This is a genomic window from Streptomyces sp. cmx-4-9, from assembly GCF_046548835.1.
In the GTDB taxonomy this organism is placed as follows: Bacteria; Actinomycetota; Actinomycetes; order Streptomycetales; family Streptomycetaceae; genus Streptomyces.
The window spans coordinates 178,633-198,834 of record NZ_JAEBEE010000004.1 but is presented as its reverse complement, the minus strand read 5'-3'; the positions used below and the strand labels follow the sequence as shown (position 1 = coordinate 198,834).

At 74.3% G+C, this 20,202-nt stretch carries 16 protein-coding genes and 2 pseudogenes; 4 read left to right on the top strand and 14 right to left on the bottom strand.

Translation table 11 applies throughout. The annotated features are described in order from the left end of the window. Nucleotides 1-5: 5 nt before the first annotated feature. A complete protein-coding gene (locus tag ACLJTM_RS14615) occupies nt 6-581 on the bottom strand; it encodes a TetR/AcrR family transcriptional regulator (protein WP_411103972.1) in 576 nt (191 codons plus the stop codon). A 176-nt stretch (nt 582-757) separates the two neighbouring features. On the opposite strand from ACLJTM_RS14615, the gene ACLJTM_RS14610 reads away from it, so the two are divergent. Continuing rightward, nucleotides 758-1,306, top strand: coding sequence for a DUF6328 family protein (locus tag ACLJTM_RS14610; protein ID WP_411103971.1), 549 nt, complete (start codon nt 758-760; stop codon nt 1,304-1,306). 9 nt (nt 1,307-1,315) lie between these two features. Here ACLJTM_RS14610 and ACLJTM_RS14605 read toward each other — a convergent pair whose 3' ends face one another. The 8 genes and pseudogenes from ACLJTM_RS14605 to ACLJTM_RS14570 all read right to left on the bottom strand — a co-directional run bounded on the left by ACLJTM_RS14605 (nt 1,316) and on the right by ACLJTM_RS14570 (nt 8,278). Next, complete coding sequence (locus tag ACLJTM_RS14605) at nt 1,316-1,579, bottom strand: DUF6158 family protein (protein ID WP_411103970.1); 264 nt, start codon at nt 1,577-1,579, stop codon at nt 1,316-1,318. 64 nt (nt 1,580-1,643) lie between these two features. Further along, entirely contained in the window at nt 1,644-1,841 is a 198-nt protein-coding gene (locus ACLJTM_RS14600) for a hypothetical protein (RefSeq protein WP_411104334.1), read from the bottom strand. A gap of 87 nt (nt 1,842-1,928) precedes the next feature. Beyond that, nucleotides 1,929-2,058: pseudogene (locus ACLJTM_RS14595) on the bottom strand (LysR family transcriptional regulator); the annotation flags it as partial. A 183-nt stretch (nt 2,059-2,241) separates the two neighbouring features. Next, nucleotides 2,242-5,463: a TIM-barrel domain-containing protein gene (locus tag ACLJTM_RS14590; protein ID WP_411103969.1), complete on the bottom strand. Its 3,222-nt coding sequence runs from the start codon at nt 5,461-5,463 to the stop codon at nt 2,242-2,244. A gap of 204 nt (nt 5,464-5,667) precedes the next feature. Then, a pseudogene (locus ACLJTM_RS14585) lies at nt 5,668-6,089 on the bottom strand (class I SAM-dependent methyltransferase); the annotation flags it as partial. 28 nt (nt 6,090-6,117) lie between these two features. Next, nucleotides 6,118-6,342 (bottom strand): hypothetical protein, encoded by a 225-nt coding sequence (locus ACLJTM_RS14580; RefSeq protein WP_411103968.1) that lies wholly within the window; start codon nt 6,340-6,342, stop codon nt 6,118-6,120. 143 nt (nt 6,343-6,485) lie between these two features. Beyond that, on the bottom strand, nt 6,486-7,154 hold the full coding sequence (locus ACLJTM_RS14575; protein WP_411103967.1) for a response regulator: 669 nt from the start codon (nt 7,152-7,154) through the stop codon (nt 6,486-6,488). Continuing rightward, the gene (locus ACLJTM_RS14570; protein ID WP_411103966.1) at nt 7,151-8,278 is read right to left on the bottom strand and encodes a sensor histidine kinase; all 1,128 of its coding nucleotides are present in this window, start codon (nt 8,276-8,278) and stop codon (nt 7,151-7,153) included. Before ACLJTM_RS14570 ends, ACLJTM_RS14575 begins: the two co-directional genes overlap by 4 nt. A 321-nt stretch (nt 8,279-8,599) precedes the next feature. On the opposite strand from ACLJTM_RS14570, the gene ACLJTM_RS14565 reads away from it, so the two are divergent. After that, nucleotides 8,600-10,807 carry an MMPL family transporter gene (locus ACLJTM_RS14565; protein WP_411103965.1) on the top strand — a complete coding sequence of 736 codons (2,208 nt, stop codon included), beginning with the start codon at nt 8,600-8,602 and terminating at the stop codon, nt 10,805-10,807. A gap of 100 nt (nt 10,808-10,907) precedes the next feature. On the opposite strand, the gene ACLJTM_RS14560 is transcribed toward ACLJTM_RS14565, so the two are convergent. The 3 genes from ACLJTM_RS14560 to ACLJTM_RS14550 form a co-directional block, all read right to left on the bottom strand. After that, nucleotides 10,908-12,701 carry an ABC transporter permease/substrate binding protein gene (locus tag ACLJTM_RS14560; RefSeq protein ID WP_411103964.1) on the bottom strand — a complete coding sequence of 598 codons (1,794 nt, stop codon included), beginning with the start codon at nt 12,699-12,701 and terminating at the stop codon, nt 10,908-10,910. Next, nucleotides 12,701-13,762: a quaternary amine ABC transporter ATP-binding protein gene (locus ACLJTM_RS14555; protein WP_411104313.1), complete on the bottom strand. Its 1,062-nt coding sequence runs from the start codon at nt 13,760-13,762 to the stop codon at nt 12,701-12,703. Before ACLJTM_RS14555 ends, ACLJTM_RS14560 begins: the two co-directional genes overlap by 1 nt. 333 nt (nt 13,763-14,095) lie before the next feature. Continuing rightward, nucleotides 14,096-15,064: a SigB/SigF/SigG family RNA polymerase sigma factor gene (locus ACLJTM_RS14550; RefSeq protein WP_411103963.1), complete on the bottom strand. Its 969-nt coding sequence runs from the start codon at nt 15,062-15,064 to the stop codon at nt 14,096-14,098. 146 nt (nt 15,065-15,210) lie between these two features. Here ACLJTM_RS14550 and ACLJTM_RS14545 point away from each other — a divergent pair, with 146 nt between their 5' ends. Continuing rightward, on the top strand, nt 15,211-15,711 hold the full coding sequence (locus ACLJTM_RS14545) for a helix-turn-helix transcriptional regulator (RefSeq protein WP_411103962.1): 501 nt from the start codon (nt 15,211-15,213) through the stop codon (nt 15,709-15,711). A gap of 250 nt (nt 15,712-15,961) precedes the next feature. On the opposite strand, the gene ACLJTM_RS14540 is transcribed toward ACLJTM_RS14545, so the two are convergent. Together ACLJTM_RS14540 and ACLJTM_RS14535 are read right to left on the bottom strand one after the other, a co-directional pair. Next, complete coding sequence (locus tag ACLJTM_RS14540) at nt 15,962-16,720, bottom strand: GntR family transcriptional regulator (protein WP_411103961.1); 759 nt, start codon at nt 16,718-16,720, stop codon at nt 15,962-15,964. A 188-nt stretch (nt 16,721-16,908) separates the two neighbouring features. Beyond that, entirely contained in the window at nt 16,909-18,453 is a 1,545-nt protein-coding gene (locus tag ACLJTM_RS14535) for an IucA/IucC family protein (RefSeq protein WP_411103960.1), read from the bottom strand. 146 nt (nt 18,454-18,599) lie between these two features. On the opposite strand from ACLJTM_RS14535, the gene ACLJTM_RS14530 reads away from it, so the two are divergent. Next, nucleotides 18,600-20,186: an IucA/IucC family protein gene (locus ACLJTM_RS14530; RefSeq protein ID WP_411104312.1), complete on the top strand. Its 1,587-nt coding sequence runs from the start codon at nt 18,600-18,602 to the stop codon at nt 20,184-20,186. The last annotated feature ends 16 nt before the right edge of the window (nt 20,187-20,202 follow it).

The following is a 20,202-nucleotide window of genomic DNA, read 5'->3' as shown; positions in this document are numbered from 1 at the left end:
TCCGTTCAGGGTCGGGCAGGGGGCGGGGTCGCGGTGGGCCGCGTACCGCCGAGGAAGGAGACGAGGACGAGCCGGCCGATCTCACGGGGCGCGAGGTGTCCGTCGCGCACGCCTTCGGCGGCGGCGTCGAGCAGCCCCCAGAGCGAGTACCAGATCCAGTACGGCGGCAGGTCGGCGCGCAGTCGTCCCAGTCGCTGGCCGAGGGCGAGGAAGGCGAGGGCCCGCTGGTCCTGGCGGTCCACGCCGGCCCGGAACTCGGGGTCGGCGAGGACGGTGGAGTCGCGCGTGGTGAAGCCGTACAGGTGCGCGGCGGGCAGCAGCTCGACGACCAGCTCTTCCAGGGCGGTGTCGAAGGCGTCCCCGTCTGCGTCGTCACCGAGGTCGAGCGGGCTCAGGCAGCCGTCGACGACCTGGATCGCGCGGACGGCCACGGCCTTCAGCAGTGCTTCGCGGGTGGCGTAGCGGCGGCTGAGCGTGGCGCGGCTGGTCCCGATGCCCGCGGCGATCTGGACCATTGACGCGCTGTGGTCTCCGGCGAGGACGCGGGCGGCGCCGTCGAGCAGTTCTTCTTCGCGTACCATGATGTGAGCCTCCTTCGCCTCGAACGATACAAGAATGTCTCATCCGAGGCAAAATCGGCCCACGCGCCCGCTGCGCGGGTCCTGGCTACGATGGAGACCGTGGCGCTGCGCCCCCTCACCTGCACCTTCGGCGCCGCGGCCGGGACCCGGTCCCGTACACCCCTCAGGGAGGCGCCATGCAGGAAGACGGCGGCCGCGGCGGCGGCAGCGACAGCGACAGCGGCCACGGCAGGAATCCGGGGCGCGGCAGCGGCCGGGACGAGAGTCCCGAGGAGCGCGCCGACCGGCAGTGGGAGGAACTGGTCCAGGAGATCCGGGTCGCCCAGACCGGGGTGCAGATCCTCTTCGGCTTCCTGCTGACGGTGGTGTTCACCCCGCACTTCCAGCGCCTGTCGGAGACCGACAAGACGCTCTACGTGGTCACCGTCGTCCTCGGCGCCCTGGCCACCGGGGCGCTCATCGGCCCCGTCGCCTTCCACCGGATCGTCGCGGGACGCCGCATCAAACCCCAGGCGGTGGCCTGGGCCTCGCGCCTGACCTTCGCCGGGATCGTCCTGCTGCTGGCCACCCTGGTGTCGGCACTCACCCTGATCCTCCGGGTGGCCACGGACGACGCCCTCGTTCCCTGGCTCGTCACCGGCGTACTGGCCTGGTACCTGCTGTGCTGGTTCGCTCTCCCGCTGTGGGCGCGTTTCCGCTACACCAGCGAGGACGGCAACCGCTAGTGCCGGCCATCAGGCCGTCGTCCCTTCCGGATCGTGCCGGTCGTCCCGGGCGCGGGCGCCCTGGCGGGTGCGGCCGGCGGTCTGGGCCCGCTGCGGGTGGCGGCGTACGTACTCGTGCTCCAGCTCGTTCATCCGCTGGGTGTGGGTGATCAGGGCGTCGTCCGACCCGTGCAGCAGGGTCTCGTGGCGCGTGCGGTGGATGGCCTCCAGCTCCTTGAGCAGCCTGCCCTCCTCAAGATTCCGCGCCGAGGGGCCGCCGTCGTGTTCCGTCATGGCACGCACGCTCCTTCGCTTCGCCCCGTGCCCCATCATCCCCGCTCCGCCGCCGTCGGTCGCGTCAGTCGGGGGGCTCCTGGGCGGGCGGTGGCCCGCCGGGAGTGGTCTCCGGGGCCGGCCCGGAAGGGTCGGAACCGGGCGGGGAGGACTCAGGACCGGGGGCGGGCGGGTCCGGCTCGCGCGGCACCGGGTCGGGGCTCTCGGGGGTGGGGCCGGGGCCTTCGGGCTCCGGGTCGGCGGTCGGTTCCCTGCGGTCCATGACGAGCCTCCCTCGCTCTCCCCGCTCACGGGGGCGCCCTGCCCCTACCCGGGCCGCGGCCCCGCATGCCGGCCCGGTCCGCCAGGCGGTCTCCTTCTCCAGGCGGCGCGCGTGCTGGCTGACGGCCGACTGGGTGCAGCCGAGGTCGCCCGGCGACGGCGCTGATGCTGCCCGCCCGGCAGGCGGCCACGAACACGCGCAAGTCGCCGAGGGTCACGGGGCCAGGCTGGACGACCCAGGCGATCCCTTGGGGATGGGGAGGAAAGCGGAGGATTGACTGGGGTGTGGGGCTCGTTCACGATCGGACGCAGGGCCCGGGCGGCAACCCGTTCTGGTGCTGCCGGAGTCCGGAGTCCGGCAGCACCAGAACGGGTGTCGACCCGCCGCGGATGCGGCCGGGTCAGGGGCGGAAACTCCAGCGCTGCGCGGTCCGGTCCTCGCAGGGGGCCCGGGTCAGGGCGGTGCCGTTGCCGGTGGCGGAACCCGCCGGGGCCAGGCAGCGGCCGCCGCTGCGCAGGGTGTTCCAGGCTCCGGTCTGCCAGGTCTGCCCGGCGCTGCCGTCGCAGGTCTGCACGGTGATCCGCGCCGCCTTCTGTCCGTCGAGGCAGACCCCTGCCAGCCCCGTGAGGCGGCCGTCGCCCTGGAGGGTCCAGCGCTGGTTGGGCCCTCCGTGGCAGGTGTAGAGGGTGGGTTCGGTACCCGGTGCGGTGGCGCCGTGCGGGAGGTCCAGGCAGCTCGCGGAGGCTGCGTTGACGAGGGTGGCGGCGGCCGGGGGCGGGGCCGCCCGGCCGGTGAGGCCGATGTCGGCGGCGCTGGTCCAGGGCCCCCGGCCGCCCGCCTCGGTCAGGGCGCGCAGGCGTACGTAGCGGCCGGCCTTGGGGCTCAGGGCGATGTCCTTCAGCGCGGCCGTGTCGGCGAAGGTCCCGGTGGCCACCGGGCTGCCCCAGTCGGCGGTGCTGTCGGAGACGTAGACCTCGTAGCCGCCGATCCGGCCGTTGGCCCCGCCGTCCTGGCGGGGCAGATAGCCGAGGCCGTCCACGGTGTGGCGGCCGCCGAGGTCGATGCGCAGGTCGTGCGGCAGCGGGGCGGGGGCGCTCCCCGACCAGGCGGTGTGCCAGAGGGTGGCCGGGTTCCCGTCGATGGCGTGGGCTGCGGCGCCGTCCTCCCCGGCGGTCTCCTCGCTGTCGGCCGACACCAGGGTCCAGGCGGAGCGGTCGAGGGGGGCGGAGGGGGGAAGGGGCTGCGGCGCGGGCAGCGTGGTTCCGGCGGCCGTCAGGGTGAACGCCCCGGACCTCGCCCCCGTCTTGGCCCACAGCACCCCTTGCCGGTCGGCGGCGTCGAAGAACCAGCCGGTGGCCGCCGCGTCGTAGGCGGCCTTGGAGCCCAGACGCGGCAGCGCGGCTCCGTCGGCCGTGAGTCCGGTCGGCGCGGTGGCCACGTGCAGGGTGAACTCGTAGCCCCGGGCGGCGGGTTGGCCCGCGTAGCTACCGGTGGGGGCGGAGACGGCGACGGCCACCGTGCCGGAGCCGGCGGTGGGGGCGGTGACGTCGACCCGCTGGCGGGCGTAGGCCCCGGACGCGTAGGCACGCGTGAGCCCGTCGTCCTCGTAGAGGCTGAAGGTGGAGGTTCCGCGGGGGTGGATGTCGTAGGTGAGGGTGGAGACGGGCTTCTCCCCGGTGTGGTTCATCTGCGGCCACATCGGGACCACGGCGCCGCCCTTGACGAAGAGGGGCAGGGTGTCGAGCGGCGCGTGGTAGCCGTTCAGCCGGCCCGGGCCCGCGTACGTCCGTCCAGTCCAGTAGTCCGTCCAGGTCCCGGCGGGGAGGTAGATGCCGTCGCGGACGTCGGTGTCGGAGACCACGGGTGCGACGAGGAAGGAGTCGCCGGCCATGAACTGGCCGCTGGTGGCGTTGCCGCGGGCCACCGGGTCGTCGGGGTACTCCAGGACCAGCGCGCGGGTGCTGGGCACGCCGGTCTCGTGGGCGACGCGGCTCATCGTGTAGAGGTACGGCATCAGGCGCATCTTGAGCTGGAGGTACTTGCGGTTGACGGACAGGTACGGCTCCGCGAAGCGCCAGGGCTGCTTGTCCCGGTAGCCGGCGGAGGGTCCGGCCGCTCCCCAGCCGGACATGGTCATGAAGGCCGGGGTGAAGGCCTTCCACTGGAGGTCCCGGGTGTAGGTCTCGGGGCTGCCGCCGAAGATCCCGTCGACGTCCCCGGAGGCGTAGTTGAGGCCGGACAGCCCCGCTCCCGCCAGGGCGGGGACGTGCCAGCGCATGTCGTCCCAGGTCCCGTAGGTGTCGCCGGTCCAGACGACGGCGTTGCGCTGGGTGCCCGCCCAGCCGTCGACGGTCCAGACGAAGCGCCGGGCGTCCGAGTTCTTCTCGATGCCCTCGACGGCCTGGCGCACCCCGTCGAAGGCGTACTTGTAGCCGCTGCCGATCCAGGCCACGTCGGTCTTCACCCCCCGGGTGCCGGCCGCGCCCACCTCGTCGGCGATGCCGCCCAGTCCGGTGGAGGTCCACAGCCCGGTCTGGAAGCCCTTGGCCTTGAGCGCGTCCACCGTCGACTTCAGGGGCGCCGTGTAGCCGCAGCCGTAGCCGTCGTTGGGCAGGAACCAGCCGGACGGCATGTCTGCGGCGCGGGCGTCGGCGGCGTAGCCGACCACGTCCGGGGTCCGCTGGTGGCGCAGGCGGCCGTGGTCGCCCTGGTAGTCGGGGTTGGAGGCGTTGAAGCAGTCGGCGTTGCCCAGTTCGAAGCCCCACAGCGGGGCCATGAAGGGCTTCCCGCTGACATCGGTGTAGGCGTCGAGGACCGACTTGAGGGAGGTGCCGGTGAAGTACCAGGCGTCGAAGCGGTTCTCGTCGTGGCTGAGGGTGCTGGGGGCGTCGAAGCCGTACGAGCCGGGGGCCCAGGTGTTGCGCATGGCGCCGTAGCCGTTGGTGGACATGTAGAAGGGCGCCGGGCTGGCGTTGTCGTTCTCGCGCCATCGGTTGTCGACGGCGACCGGGACGGTCTTGCCTCGCAGCGCCCATTCGCCCAGCCGCAGCCCGGTGCCGTAGAACTGCTCGTCGGCGCCCCGGGCCAGGTACTGGGTGGTGCGGCCGGGGCCGAAGGCGGTGGGCCGGGTCTCCTGCCAGACCAGGGTGGTGTCGTCGGCGCGGTAGACGGAGAACTGCAGGGGCGACTTGTTGACGCGCAGCGACAGGGCGCCGGTGGTCACCCGGTAGTACCCGCCGGCGTCGGTGGAGGAGGTGGCCACCGGACCGAAGTCGGTGGTGGGGGCGAGGTCGGAGCCCGCCGGGTCGTGGGTGAAACTGCCGTCGGGTGAGAGCCAGAGGCGGAAGACGTCCTCGCGGGCGATGACCAGCCGGGCCTTGGCCCCGCTGGAGGTCGTCACGGTGTAGGTGTTCCCGGACCGGGCGAAGCCGGTGACGTCGCCCGCCGTGGACGCCGTCCCGGCGGCGGGGGACGCGGCCGCGGTGGCGGGCGGGGCGGCCGTGCCCGGGGCCGCCAGGACCAGGACGCTGACGGCGGCGGCGCACAGGGCGGCCACCGGGAGGCGGGTGCGGCGCGGCGGGCGGGTGCGGGTGCGGCTCCTGCGGATGCTCGGCAGTCTCATGGGCAGCTCCTCGTGCGGTCCGGATCACGGACACACCGGTCTGGCATGCACATGGCAACATAGCGCCGCACGGGAGCCGTTTGAAGGAACATGCTCGAACTGGGCTGACATCACGCATCTTTGAGCAGAACTCGCCATCCCCCGGAAGCGCCACCGAGGCCCCGGCCAGACCACCGGAAGCCCTTCAGCCGCCGCGACGCACCGGACGAACAGGCGCTCCACCGAGGCGATCACCCGACCGTCAGGCCGTAGCACCCGCCGCAGCTCCGCCGGCGCGGGCTCCCAGTCCTCCAGGCTGTGCGGCACCAGCGAGCGACCATGGGGGCGAATGCACCGTCCGCGCACGGCAGGTGTGCACCCGGGTCGGCCAGGTGCGGGGCCGCGTCGTCACCGAGCCGCCTGCTGGCCGGCGCCGGCATCCCGGCACTGGAGTCGATGCCCGTGGCGACCGCACCGCGGTCGCGCAGCGCCGCGGACGGCGGGCCCGAGCCGCAGCCGGCGTCCAGGGACGCAGGCCCGCCGCGTCCCCGGCGAGGGCCGGCCTCGCGGGCCGTCCGGTACCCGTGCACGAGACCGTCGCCGGTCTGCGCCGCCTACGCCTCGGCGGAGCCGTCGTCGTCGTTCACCGGGGGGCCGGTCGTGGGACGACGGCGCTCAGGTCCCCGGCCTGCGCTGCGGCAGGACCGCGAGGACCGGCGCCGCGGGCGAGGAGCAGCGGTGCCCGCAGGGGGCGAAGGCGAGGACCACCGGCTCCCCGGGGCGCTGGCGCCAGGAGATGCGCTCCGGGGCGCGGCCGCATTCCGGGCAGCAGGGGAGCGGGCCGGGCTCCGGCAGGCACTCGGGTGCGGCCGCGAGCGGCGTGGAGTGCGGATCGCGCATGGAGGCTCCCTGGTCGTGCGGTTGGACTGATGGCACTGTGCCACGGACGGACCGTCCGCCGCACGGGCGAAACATCCAGTGTTCTGGCTGGTCAGAGGTGTGGTCGCCAGGAGGATTCCGGTCTTCTTGGGGGCACTTGGTGATCAACCGCTCCCGCCGGCGGGCTGCACCAGGCCCGTTTCGTACGCCGCGATCACCGCCTGGGCCCGGTCGCGGACGCCCAACTTGTTGAAGATGCCCGTGATGTGGTTCTTGACCGTGGAGACGCTGATGTCCAGTTCACGGGCGATCTCCGCATTGTCCAGTCCGGTGGCGATCAGCTGCCATATCTCCCGCTCCCGCGGCGTCAGGTCGGCCGGGGCCGCCCCGGTCGCGGGGCGTGGGCGCGCGGGACTGCGTACGTAGGCACAGAGGAGCCGTGTCAACAGCCGCGGGGCGACGGCCGCTTCCCCGGTGTGGACGATGCGGACGGCTGCGATCAGCTCCTCCGGGGAGACGTCCTTGGGCAGGAAGCCGTACGCGCCGGCGCGCAGTGCCGCGACCACGTACTCGTCCATGTCGAAGGTGCTGAGGGCCAGGACCCGGGTCTGCGGCAGGGTGCGGGCCAGTTCCGCGGTGGCCCCCACCCCGTCGAGGACCGGCATCCGGATGTCCATGACGACCACGTCGGGGCGCAGCTGCCGGGCGAGGGCCACGGCACGGGCGCCGTCCTCGGCCTCCCCCACCACCTGGAACTCCGGGTCGGGGCCCAGGATCAGGGCCAGGCCGCGCCGCACCAGCGGCTGGTCGTCGGCTATGAGCACGCGGATCATCGGTGTCGCTCCCCCTCCTTGCCGTCCCGCGGGCCTCCCGGTACCGGGAGGCGGGCCGCCACCCGGAACCCGCCGTCGGCGAGGGCGGCGGCCTCCAGGGTGCCGCCCTGCAGGGCGACGCGTTCGTGCATTCCGATCAGACCGTACCCGGAGCGGGACGGCCCGGAGCGGGGAGCGGGCGGCGGGGCGCCCGCCCCGTCGTCCCGTACCTCCACGGCCACGACGCCGGGCCCGTAGGTGAGCCGTACGCAGGCCCGCGCCTGTCCGGCGTGCTGACGGGTGTTCGTCAGTGCCTCCTGCACGATCCGGAAGACGGTGAGGCCCACCGTGGGCGGCAGCGGCCGGACCGGGCCCTCGACGGTGAACTCGGTCTCCGTGCCGGCCAGCCGCGACTCGGTGATGATCCGGTCGAGGTCGCCCGCACCGGGCTGGGGCGCCGCGGGAGCGGCTTCGGCCTCCTCGCCGGCCCGGAGGACGTCGAGGAGTTGGCGCATCTCGCGCAGCGCCATCCGTCCGGAGTCCTCCAGGGTCACCAGGGCCTCGCGGGCCACCTCCGGGTCGTACGCCAGATTGGCCCGCGCCCCGCCCGCCATCAGCTGCATGGTGGTGATGTGGTGCGCGACGATGTCGTGCAGTTCGCGGGCGATGCGGCGGCGCTCCTCGGCCACCGCGCGCTCCGCGCGCAGCAGTTGGTGGGCCTCGGCCTCCCGCTGCCGGCGGTTGACGACCACGGCCGCGCCGGCGACCAGCAGCACGACCACGGCATTGGCCACCAGGCCCCAGCCGGAGGGCAGCAGCATGCGGCCCTGACCCACGGAGGGCATGGGCACGGCCATGAGGCAGGCGGGCACCACCACGGCGGGAGGCCGGGACCTGACGAGCGCGTACAGGGCGACGGCCAGGCTCACCGGGACGTGCGGCGCGGGCACCGTGGTCGCGAGATTGGGCACGATGCCCAGGGCCAGGACCGCGGCGAGCACGGCCACCGGGTGGCGGTGCCGCAGGACCAGGACGAGCGCCGCCGCCACGAGGGCCAGGGCCGCCGCGAGCGTCGGCGGCACCGCGTCGGTCACGGCTCCTTGCGAAAACCCCACCAGGTCGACCGCCGCGGTCGCGATGGCCATGAGCGCATCGTGGCGCGTCCAGGCCGGACGCCCCGCTCCCTTGTCCGTCACTGCCGGTCCTCCCCCGCCGGCCGTCCCGGCCGGTGCCGGCGGACGCACGGCCGGCTCCCGTGATCCATTCTGGCACCGGCCGCTCCCGTTGCCGCCGTCCCCGGGGCGGGGGCCGGACCAGGACCGTGGTCCTGGTTCCGGTTTGGGCCCGTACCCGGGTCCCGGCCTGTGGATCCTCCTGTGCCCGGACGCACCGGACCGCCCCGGCTGATGGTCTGGGAACCGGCCGGGAACCCCCGGCCGCACCGCGCACAGACCGGAGGAAACCACGTGATCCGCGCCCTGACCGGATTCTCGACGAGAAGTCCGTGGAAGGTGATCGCCGTGTGGGCCGTGCTCGGCATCGCACTGACCTTCCTGGGCCAGGCCCTGGTGCACCGCGTCACGCAGAGCAGCGGCGGGGAGCTCCTGCCTCCGGCCTACGACTCTGCCGCGGCCCTGCGGGTCGCCGAGGAGGAGTTCGGGGTGGATCCCGGCGCCGATCCGCTGACCGTCCTGGTGGCCCGGACGGACGGTGCGCCGCTGGAGGAGGCCGACGAGCGGCGCATCGACGAGGAGGCGGCCGCCCTGGGCCGCCACCGGGTGGTCATGCCCCCGTCGGAGGAGGACCTGTTCTTCTCCCCGGACCACTCCCAGGTGCCCCGGGTGGCGGCGGCGATGACGGCGCCCGACCGCAGCTTCCGGCTGCTGACCGTGGAGTTGGAGGGCAATCCCCTGGACCCCCGGGTGCACGACACCTACCGGGTCTTCCGGGAGCACGCCCGGGCCGAGTTCGCCGGTGCGGGCCTGCGGACGGGGTTCACGGGCGGGCTCGCCGCAGCCGTGGACACCGCCGACGCCGAGGAAACCCGGTCCCGGGTCATCGGCATCATGATGCTCGCCGTCATCGTGCTGCTGCACGTGCTGGTGTTCCGCAGCCTGCCGGCGGCCCTGCTGCCGCTGGTCGTCGTCACCGTCGTCGGCGGGGCGGCCACCGGGACGGTGGTCGGGGTCAGCGCCCTGACGGGGATCGGCCTCGACCCCTCGACGCCGCAGCTGATCAGCGTCGTCCTCGTCGGCATCGGCATCGACTACTTCCTCTTCCTGCTGTTCCGCTTCCGCGAGCAGCTGCGCCGGCGGCCGGAGCAGTCCGGGCGCGCCGCCGCGGCCGAGGTCGCCGGACGGGTGGGGACGGCGGTGACCTCGGCGGCGCTGACGATCGTCGCCGCGTTCGCGACGCTCGCGGTGGCCTCCTTCGGCCAGTTCCGGGTGCTGGGTCCGGCCATCGCCGTCTCCGTGCTCGTGATGCTGCTGGGGAGCCTCACCCTGATGCCCGCGCTGCTCGCGGTCGCCGGACGCCGGATGTTCTGGCCCTCGCGGTCCCTGGCCCGGCAGCCGCGCGGCGGCAGCGCCGCGCGGCTGGGCGATCGGGTGGCTCGGCGGCCCGCGCGGGCGGCGCTGGCCTGCGTGGCGTTGCTCGGCGCCCTGGCGGCCGGCACGGCCGGTATGCGGATGGACTACGGGTCCGGGGACTCGGGCGGTACCCGCACGGCTTCCGCGGTCACCGCGGCCGAGATCTCCCGGGCCCTGCCCGCGGGCGTCTCGGACCCCGTCAGCGTGTTCGTCACCGCGCCGCGGCCGGGGGCGCTCGGCGCCGCCGGACTCGACGCGCTGGCCGGGGCGCTGGGGACGGTCGACGGGGTGGGCCGGGTGGCCCCGGCCGTACTGAGCGGGAACGGGCTCGCGGCGCGGATCGACCTGTTCACCGACGCAACGCCGGACACCCAGGAGGCCCGCGACCTGGTGTCCGGGCCGGTCCGGGAGGCGGTGGCCGCACACCGGCCTGCGGGGACGCAGGCCCATGTCGGCGGGACCTCCGCGGTGTTCGCCGACATCTCGGCCGCGGTGGACAAGGACCTGCGGGTGGTGTTCCCGGTGGCGGCGGTGCTGATCGGGCTGATCCTGGTTCTGCTGCTGCGGAGCCTGCTCGCGCCGCTGGTGCTGCTGCTCGCGGTGGGGCTGGGGTTCGCCGCGACGCTGGGCGCTTCGGCACTCGTCTTCCAGCACGCACTGGGCGAGCCCGGCGTAACCTTCACGCTGCCCCTGATCCTGTTCCTGTTCGTGGTCGCGCTGGGCACCGACTACAACATCCTGGTGGCCGACCGGATCCGGGAGGAGATGGAAGTGCCGGGTCCGGCCCGCGCCGCCGTCGCCCGGGCGGTGCGGCACACCGCTCCGGCCGTGGCGACCGCTGCCGTGGTGCTCGCCGCCTCGTTCGGCAGCCTGGCCGTGAACCCGGCTTCGGCGACCCGGCAGATCGGCTTCGCCACGGGGTGGGGGATCCTGCTGTCGGCCTTCGTCCTGTCGCTGGTCCTGGTGCCGGCCTGCGCCGTGCTGCTGGGCCGCTCCCTCTGGTGGCCGGTGAGGCCCCGGCCGAAGGAGCCGCCGCAGCAGCCGGCGGGGCCGGCGGAGCTGTCGGAGGCCGTCCCGGCCCGCTGACCGCCTCCGGGGCGGCCGGCGCAGCACAACTGCGCGGGGCCCCGTACGCATGCGTACGGGGCCCCGCGCAGGGTGCGCTCCGGGATCAGGCCAGCCGGGATCAGGCCAGCCGGTCGATCTCGGGGTGGTCGGCGAGCCAGGCGCGGACCGCCTGCTGCTCCTTGCCCTTGCCGGTCTCCTGGATCTTCGCCTCCAGGCCGGTGAGCTGCTCCTCGGTGAGCTTGAAGGAGCGCAGCCATGCGGCGACCTCCGGCTCGTCCTCGGCGAAGCCCTTGCGGGCGAGGGTGTGGATGCCGTCTCCCTTGCCCCAGGCGCCCCGGGGGTCCTCCAGCTTGGTCAGCTCGTACGAGGAGTACGCCCAGTGCGGGGACCACAGGACGACCGCGACGGGCTCCTTCTTCTCGTAGGCGCGCTTCAGCTCGGCGAGCATGCCGGGCGTGGAGCCGTCGACGACCTTGTACTCGGCGTCCAGGCCGTACTCCTTGAGGACCTTGTCCTTGAGGATCGACATCTCACCCGCGCTCGGCTCGATGCCGATGATCCGGCCCTTGAACCGGTCGGACTTGCCCTTGAGGTCGGCGAGGGAGCGCACGTCCTTCATGTACGAGGGGACGGACAGCTCCAGCGAGGTGGGGCCGTACCAGGAGCCGAGGTCCTCCAGCTTGTCCCCGTACTTCTCCCAGTACTGGGCGTGGGTGACGGGCAGCCAGGAGTCGGTCTGGAAGTCGAGCTGGCCGCCGCCGAGGCCGGTGTACAGCGCGCCTGCCTCCAGCTGGCGGGCGTCGACCTTGAAACCGCGGCGCTCCAGCAGCTCCTTCCACAGGAAGGTGGAGGCGATGCCCTCGTCCCAGGGGATGTAGCCGAGGGACAGGGTCCGGCCCTTGCCGATGTTCGCGGCCCCGGCGGGGCCCTCTTCGGAGGCGGAGCCGCCGAAGGTGTTCAGGCCGCCCGCGACGAGGGCGAGGACGACGGCGCCGGTCACCGCGTACGCGGGCTGCGGGCGGTGGTTCCACACCTTGGCCGCGCCGGTGGCGGCGGCCCGGGTCTTGGCCAGCGCGCGCCGGCCGATCGGGGAGACGTGGCGGCCGAGCGCCCCGGTCATCCGGTCCAGGTACATGGCGAGGATGACGATGGAGATGCCCGCCTCGAAGCCCAGGCCGATGTCCACGTTGCCGATGGCCTTGTAGACGGCGCCGCCGAGTCCGCCGCCGCCGACCATGCCGGCGATGACGACCATGGACAGGCCGAGCATGATGACCTGGTTGATGCCCGCCATGACGGTGGGCAGGGCCAGCGGGAGCTGTACGCGGACGAGGGTGTCGCGCGGGGTGGTGCCGAAGGCCTCGGCCGCCTCCACGAGTTCCCCGTCGACCTGGCGGATGCCGAGCTCGGTCATCCGCACGCCCGGGGGCAGGGAGAAGATGATGGTGGCGATGATGCCGGGCACCACGCCGACCCCGAAGAAGATGATGCCGGGGATGAGGTAGACCATGGCGGGCATGGTCTGCATGAAGTCCAGGACCGGCCGCAGGACCGCGCTGACCCGGTCCGAGCGCGAGGCCCAGATGCCCAGTGGGATGGCGAACACCAGGGTGACCAGGGTGGCGACCAGGACCAGCGAGAGGGTGGACATGGCCTCGCTCCACAGGCCGACGGAGTCGACGAGGGCGAAGCCCGCGAAGGCGAGCAGGCCGGCCAGCAGTCCGCGCAGCCACCAGGCGGCGACGGCCAGGATCCCCGCGAAGAGGAGCGGGGCGGGGGCGGCGAGCACGGCGTCGATGCCGTCGTAGAGGCCGGTGACGAGCGCGCTGATGGCGTCGAACAGCCAGGACAGGTGGCGCTGGAGGAAGTCGACTCCGCTGTCGACCCAGGCGCCGAGGTGCAGGCGGGGCATCAGGCGGCCACCTCCGCGCAGGCCATCGGGGGCCGTTGCTCGTCGCCGATGACGGCGATGAGGCGGTCCTGGGGTACGGAGCCGACGACGGCTCCGTCCGCGTCGGTGACCGCGACGGGGTGCGGCACCCGGGCGCTGACGGAGCACAGCTCGGCCAGCGGGGTGTCGGCGGTGACGGTGGGGCAGGCGCAGGCGTCGGCGTCCGGCGCCGCCTCGTCCATCACCGCGTCGGCCGTCAGGACGCGGGAGCGGTCCACGTCCTGGATGAAGGAGGCGACGTAGTCGTCGGCGGGCCGGGTGAGGATGTCCTCGGCCGTGCCCTGCTGGACGATCCGGCCGTCCCGCATGACCGCGATGGAGTCGCCGAGGCGCATGGCCTCGTTGAGGTCGTGGGTGATGAAGACGATCGTCTTCTTCAGCCGGTGCTGGAGTTCGAGCAGCTGGTCCTGCATGTCGCGGCGGATCAGCGGGTCGAGCGCGCTGAAGGACTCGTCCATCAGCAGCAGGTCGGCGTCGGTGGCCAGGGCGCGGGCCAGGCCCACGCGCTGCTGCATGCCGCCGGAGAGCTCGTCGGGCCAGGACTGCTCCCACCCTTCGAGTCCGCACAGGGCCAGCGCCTCGGCGGCGCGCTGCTCGCGTTCGGCGCGGGGGACGCCCTGGACCGCGAGGCCGTAGGCGGCGTTCTCCAGCACGTTGCGGTGCGGGAACAGTGCGAAGTGCTGGAAGACCATGCTGATCTTCGTGGACCGTACGCGGCGCAGGTCGCGCTCGCTGAGCGCGGTGAGGTCCTGCCCGTCGAAGAGGATGCGTCCCGCGGTGGGTTCCAGCAGTCCGTTCAGCATGCGCAGCAGCGTGGACTTGCCGGATCCCGACAGACCCATGACGACGAAGATCTGGCCGGGCTCGACGCTGAAGGAGGCGTCGATGACGGCGGCCGTCGTCCCGCCGGACCGCAGCTCGTCCCGTCCGCTGCCCTGTTCGAGCGCGCGGACGGCGGCCGCGGTGTCGTCGGGGTGTCTCCCGAACACCTTGTACACGTGCTCGGCCTGGAGCGTGGACACATACACCTCGCGGGTCGTACCGGTGGCGGCCTGCGCCACGGGGGCCGCGGGCCGCGGAGCGGGACGGGATCGGCCCGCGTGCACCGCGCGCTCCGGCCAGCGACCGGAGGGCGCAGTTCCGCTCCAGGGGCGCAGGTGCCCGGCCGTTCGCCCGAGCAAACGCAAAGGTGATCCACCTCACGCCCCGGGGGCCGGCGTTCGCGGCCGCACCGCGGGGCAGGAGAGCCGGAGTGTGACGCGTCCGACAACGCGGAGACGGGCCGACCGGCGGAGTTGCGCCGGGTCAGCCCGTACGTGCGCGTGCGTGCGGCTCCACTGCGGGGCCGGGCCCGGTCAGGCCCGGACGGCCGTGCCCGCGGTGTCGGCGGGGTCTTCCAGCATGGAGGCGCGCAGGTGGGCCAGCAGGCGGGTGAGCAGGCGGGAGACCTGCATCTGGGAGATGCCGAGCTCGGCCCCGATCTGGGCCTGCGTCAGCTCCTCGCCGAAGCGCATCTGCAGCATCCGCCGCTCGCGGTCGGTGAGCTGCTCCAGCAGCGGCGCCAGGGTCTGGATGTCCTCGACCAGCTCCATGGCCGGCTCTTCCTCGCCCATGACGTCGGCGAGGGTGTGGCCCTCGGAGGGGCCGTCGCCGTGCTCGGCGTGCGGGGCGTCCAGGGAGCCGCTGGTGTGCCCGTTGGCGGCGACCAGCCCTTCGACGACCTCGTCCTCGGAGAGGCCGAGGTGCGCGGCGAGGTCGGCGACGGTGGGCGACCGGTCCAGCGCGGTGGTCAGCTCCTCCTTCGCCTTGGCGATGTCTATCCGCAGCTCCTGGAGCCGGCGCGGTACGCGCACGGCCCACGAGGTGTCGCGGAAGTGGCGCTTGATCTCGCCGGTGATGTACGGCATCGCGAGCGTGGAGAACTCGTTCTCCCGGGCGGGGTCGAACCGGTCGATCGCCTTGATCAGGCCGATGGTGCCGACCTGGACGATGTCCTCCATGTCGCCGGCCTCACCGCGGGTGCGGAAGCGGCGGACGGCGTACTGCACCAGCGACGCGTTCATCTCGATGAGCGTGTTGCGGACGTACTGGTACTCCGGGGTGCCCTCGGTCAGCTCGCGCAGCCGCAGGAAGAAGACCTTCGACATCTCCCTCGCGTCGGAGGGCGCCACCTCGCGGGGCTCGTCGATCCGCGGCAGGCCGGCGATCCGTACCGTCTCGGAGCTCCGCCGGGGGCTCGGGACGGCCGCGGAGGCGGCGGGCGCGTCCGTGGGGGTGGCGGCGAGGGTGGCGGAGGAGGCGGCGGACGGGGCAGGGACCGGCATGGGGTTCGCTCCTTGGGCTGGTCGGCTTGCGGCGCGGAGACCTGGACTGCCGTAGATGGTGGCCCTCTTCTGCTCTCACGTCAAGAATTACCGGAAATCCATTTCACGTCTTGCATCACGTGAACCGTCTATCGCATCATGAGCACATGGGGAGTATGTCACCGCGCCAAAATTGGACATTTCTGACTAATCACGCCCGCGTCCTGGTCACCATCGCCCGGGACCCGGCCGTGCGGCTCAGAGACGTCGCCACGGTCTGCGGGCTGACCGAACGCACCGTCCAGACGATCGTCACGGACCTGGAGGCGGACGGGTACCTGCAGCGCGTCCGCGACGGCCGGCGCAACAAGTACGAGATCTCCACGGGCGCCGTGTTCCGCCACCCCGCCGAGGCAGGAGTGCAGGTGGGCGGCCTGCTCGCCCTCTTGACGGGCGCCGTCCCGGACCCGGACGCCGCCTCCTTCCCGCCGGATGCGGCCGAGGGGCAGGAGGACGGGCCCGAGGACGGCCACGACGACGGGGACGGGGCGGCGGACGGCGGAGCGGGGACCGCGGACCCGCTTCGCTTCCCGACTGATCCCGCGGGCCCCGGCCGGGGCGAAGGCCGCCTCGGCCGTCCCCCGCTGCGCCACGTCGCTTCGGACTAGTCCGCCTCTTTCGGCCGGGCCCGACCGGCCCGGCGGCGCCCCGCGGTGTCCGGCATCTCACATCCGCCCGGCGACTCCCGGCCCCTCCCCGGCCGGAGCGCCGGCGGCCCCGACCGCCCGCTCGGCCCGGCCGCCGGGCCGGGCCGTCCTGCAAACGTGCCCCCTGGGCCCCTTGCGAAGACCTCTCGCACGCCCGGGCCGTGCCTCCGTAGCCGTGCCTCCGTAGCCGTGCCTCCGTAGCCGTGCCCCCCTAGGTGACGCGAAAGCCCGCTTCGGTTGCCGGGTCGCGATGGAAGGTCAGGCTGTCCCAGGAGGGGAAGGCCAGGTCGGTGACGGCCAGAATCGCGCCGGCGTCGTCGCGGAGGGTGCGGCGGACACTGAGTCCGCAGGTCGGCACGTGCCCCTGGGGGTGGGTGGTGCGGGTCATCGTGAGGGTCTCGGCGAGCCTGCCCCGGGCCGCCGCCCGCTCGAACCAGCGGTGCAAGGGGGCGAGGTCCTCGTCGCGGGCGGACGCGGACCGGTCCCGGTAGCCGGCCAGCTCCGGGGTCCGGGCGACGGCGCCAGGGCTGAGGTAGGTGACGGCGTGCTGGAGCGCCTCGCCGTCCGGACCGTGCTCGCGCTGGTGGTGGACCAGGGTGCGGTCTCCGCCGTCCATGTCGAGCAGCGCGGCGAGCGAGGGCGGCACGGTGACCACGGTGAGCCAGCACTGGGTGGCGGCGGGCGCCGGGGCCGCCGTCCGGGCGGGCCGGGGCGCCGCACCCGGCGCGGCGGCCCCCGCGATCCGGGTGCCCCGGCGGCCGGTGACGATGAGCCCGTCCGCGCGCAGGTGCTGCAACGCGGCCCGGATGGTCTGCCGGTTGACCTGGTAGCGCTCTGCCAGGCTCCGTTCGGAGGGCAGCCTGCCGCCGGGCGGGCGCCCGGCGCGTTCGAGATCGCGACGCAGCGCTGCGGCGATCCGCTGGTACTTGGGCATGGCGGCCGGGCCGCCGCCCCGCGAAGGGGAGGGCATGGCTTCTCCTCTGACGGGTGGTCAAGGACTGCGCGGTCTGCCCGACCAACCTAGCATTGGTCTATACCTCTGGGTGGGCGAGAGCCGCCTCCGGCCCCAACCTTGGCCGGTTCCGGACCCCACCCGTCCGGCCCCCGCCCACCCCGGGCAGGGCCGGTAAGACCCGGTGAACCTTTCCGGTCACGGCACTAGCTGCGCAGCGGGTTCGGCAGCGGCAGGTAGCGGGCTGCCGCCCCGTCCGCGCGCGTCCAGCGCAGCAGCAGGTTGGTCTTCGCCGGCAGGGTGGGGGCGGTGAGGAGCTGCGCCGCCTCGGGCAGGCCGCGGGCGGCGTCGTAGCGCCGGAACTCCTCGCGCACCGCGGGCCATACGAGTGGCGCGGCCTGCGGGTGCCGTTCGGCCAGGGCTCCCCCGACCTCCATCAGGTGGTTGACCACGAGGCAGTAGACCAGCCGTTCCCAGCCGGCGGCGCGGCCGGTCTGCGCCGACAGCCGCACCCCCTCCGCGTCCCGGAACAGGGCCTGCACCGCGGTGCCCGAGGCGTCGAAGGCGACCAGGGTGTTCTGCAGGTGGGCCTCCAGGACCACGCCGTGCCGGGCGAACAGTTCCAGGACGGGCGGGACGACCTGGCGCAGGTACGCCCGCCACCAGCCGGCCGGGTCCGCGGTGTCCGCCAGGGGGCTGCCGGCCGGGTTCTCCGCGAGGGCTGCGGCCAGCAGCGGCGCGGCTCCGGGCAGCAGGTGCGCCTGCAGGCCGTCGCGGACCAGGACGGCCATTTCCTCGAAGGCGAAGGCGGCCGTGCGGTAGCCCCGGTCGGTGAGCCACGCCGCGTCCGATCCGGTCCGCCGCAGGGCCGCGAACCCGGCGGCGACGGCGGAGTCGGTGCGGCGCAGGTCCAGCAGGTCGCGCCGCCAGAGCCGGCGCACGTCGTTGGTGATGCGGACGTCGAGGCTGAACTTCACGAACAGGTCGGCCGCCTCGTCCGGCACGTACAGGGTGCGGACGGCCGCGGTGGGCCAGGCGGGCCGCCGGCTCTCGCCCAGCCGCAGCAGCCGCCCGTCGGCGAGGGCCTCGCGCACCGGCCGGCGCCCGGCCACCAGGTCGAGCTGCCAGGGGTGGGCGGGCAGCAGCCGGTAGCCGGCGGGCGGGCGCGGGCCGTCGAGGAGTCGTGCGAGCGAGTCGAGGGCCTCGGCGGCGGCCGGGCCGCCCTCCTCGACGACCTGGTCCTCACGCAGTCCCAGGAAGACCAGGGGGAAGCGGGCGTGGGCCTCGGGCGCGTAGGGCAGCCAGCTCGCGGCCGGGGCCCCGCCGCGCGCCTTGGGGGCGGGGTGGTAGGGATGCCCCGTCACCAGGGACTGCTCGGACAGGACGTACGGGTCCTGCGGGGGCTCGGCCGCGGCGCGGGCGGCGAGCAGGGCGGCGACGGCCTCCCGGCTGTCGGCGATCTCGACCGGGAGCTCGTCGTTGGAGACACCGGTGTACTGGCGCAGTTCGTCGGAGGTGAGCTTGACCAGTTCGGTGTGGCTGAGCGGATGCCAGCCGTCCGCCGTCCGCAGTTCCGGGCGGGCGGGGCGTCGGCCGCCCCGCACCCGCAGCAGCCGTCCGCTGCCGCGCAGCCGGTGGACGGCGGGGACGCCGTCGGGCACCGGGCGGCCGACGGGCTCGGCGGCCTCTCTGAGCAGGCAGTTGAGGAGCGGCGTGGCGGCATGTGCATCTGCGGTGGTGTTGAGCTCCACTGATCTCCATCGGTGCGTCCCGGAGCGCCGGAGATGCGCGGCGTATCACCGGCCGTGATCATCAGTATCCGCGATGATGACGTGATCATCACCTCGTGGCGGTGTACCCCGGTACCTCCGCCCGTACGCCTGAGAGGAACAGGACCCTGGACCGCAGCCGGTATCCGAGCGCCGCCCCGACGGACTCCCCCGCCGAGGAGGCCGTCGCCGCCGCACTGGGCTCCGTACGCCCCGGGCTCGGCGCGGCCTATGCCGCGGCGCTCGACGGCGCTCGGGCGGCCGTGCTGACCCGGCTGTGGCGGGCGCTGGCCTTCGAGCCGCTGCCGTGGGTGGTGCGCCGGGAGCCCGGGGCCGACGGGCTCGCGCTCGTGCTGGCCGGCGGCCGGCGGCTGGAGGGCCCGCTGCCCGATCCCTTCGCGACCGCCCCGTACGTCACCGAGCTGCGGTTGGACGGCCGGGCCCACCGGCAGGCCGCGGGGCTGGTCCTGGCGCTGGACGTGCCGTACGGAAAGGAGTTCGCGGCCGAACTGGACGACAGCACGGCCTCGCTGGCGCTCTCCCGGGCCGGCGCCGGTGACGCCGCAGGGACCCGGGAAGGGCGGGGGGCGGACCCGGTGGAACCGTGGGCCTGGGAGCAGCGGGTGGTGGACGGCCATCCGTACCACCCCAACTGCCGTTCCCGGCCCGGCTTCTCGGTGGCCGAGCAGCTCGCGTACGCACCGGAACACGAGCCCGTGGTCGGGCTGGGCCTGGTGGCCGTACCCGCCGCGGACTGCCTGGTCACGGGTGACTGGCCGGACCTGCTGCGCGACGGGGGGCGGGTACTGCTGCCCGTGCATCCGTGGCAGGCGGCCCACGTGCTCACCGGGCGGCGGGTCCGCGACGGCTTCCCGGCGCACCCGCTGATGGCGCTGCGCACCCTGGCGCCCGCGGCCGGGGGCTGGGCGGGCGCCGGCGGCGGCCCGGCCGGCGGAGCGCATGTGAAGACGGCGCTGAGCACGCGGCTGACCTCCTCCGTGCGGGACATCTCCGTCTACTCCGTGGAGACCGCGGCGGCCGTCTCGGCTTTCGCCGAGGCCCTGGTCGAGCGGCTCGACGGCCGGCTGCACGTCACCCGCACCCTGGGGGCCGCGAGTGCGCACAGCCCGGACCTGGCGGCCGTGCTGCGCGAACCACCGGAGGCGTACGCGGACACCCGCGCCGGCGAGCGGGTGCTTCCGGTGGGGGCGCTCGGCGCCTTCCCCCCGGCGCGCTCGGCCGCGTGGCAGGCCGCCTTCGCCCGCCTCGCGCTGTCGGTGTGCCTGCGCGCCCTGGAGCTGGGGGTGGCCCTGGAGGCGCACGGCCAGAACCTGCTGGTCGTCCTCTGCGCCGCCGGGGACCCGGTGCGGCTGGTGTACCGCGATCTGGCCGACATCCGGATCAGCCCGGCCCGCCTGGGGCGGCACGGGCTGCCGGTGCCGCCGCTGTCCGGCCGGCTGGTCACCGACGAGGTGGGCGTCCTGCGGCGCAAGCTGTTCGGCTCGCTGGTGACCGGCGCCCTCGGTGCCGTGGCGGGCTCCGCCGGGTCCTTCGCGCCGCTTCTCGCCGAGGCCGCCGCCCTGCCGGCCACGGACGACAGCGAGGCCCTGTTGACCGGGCCGCTGCCGACGAAGGCGCTCACCCTGATGCGGCTGAGCCCGGGGGCGCCGGGCGACCAGTGGGCGGAGCTGCCGAATCCGCTGACCGCGGAGTGATCCGCCGTGCCCGGCG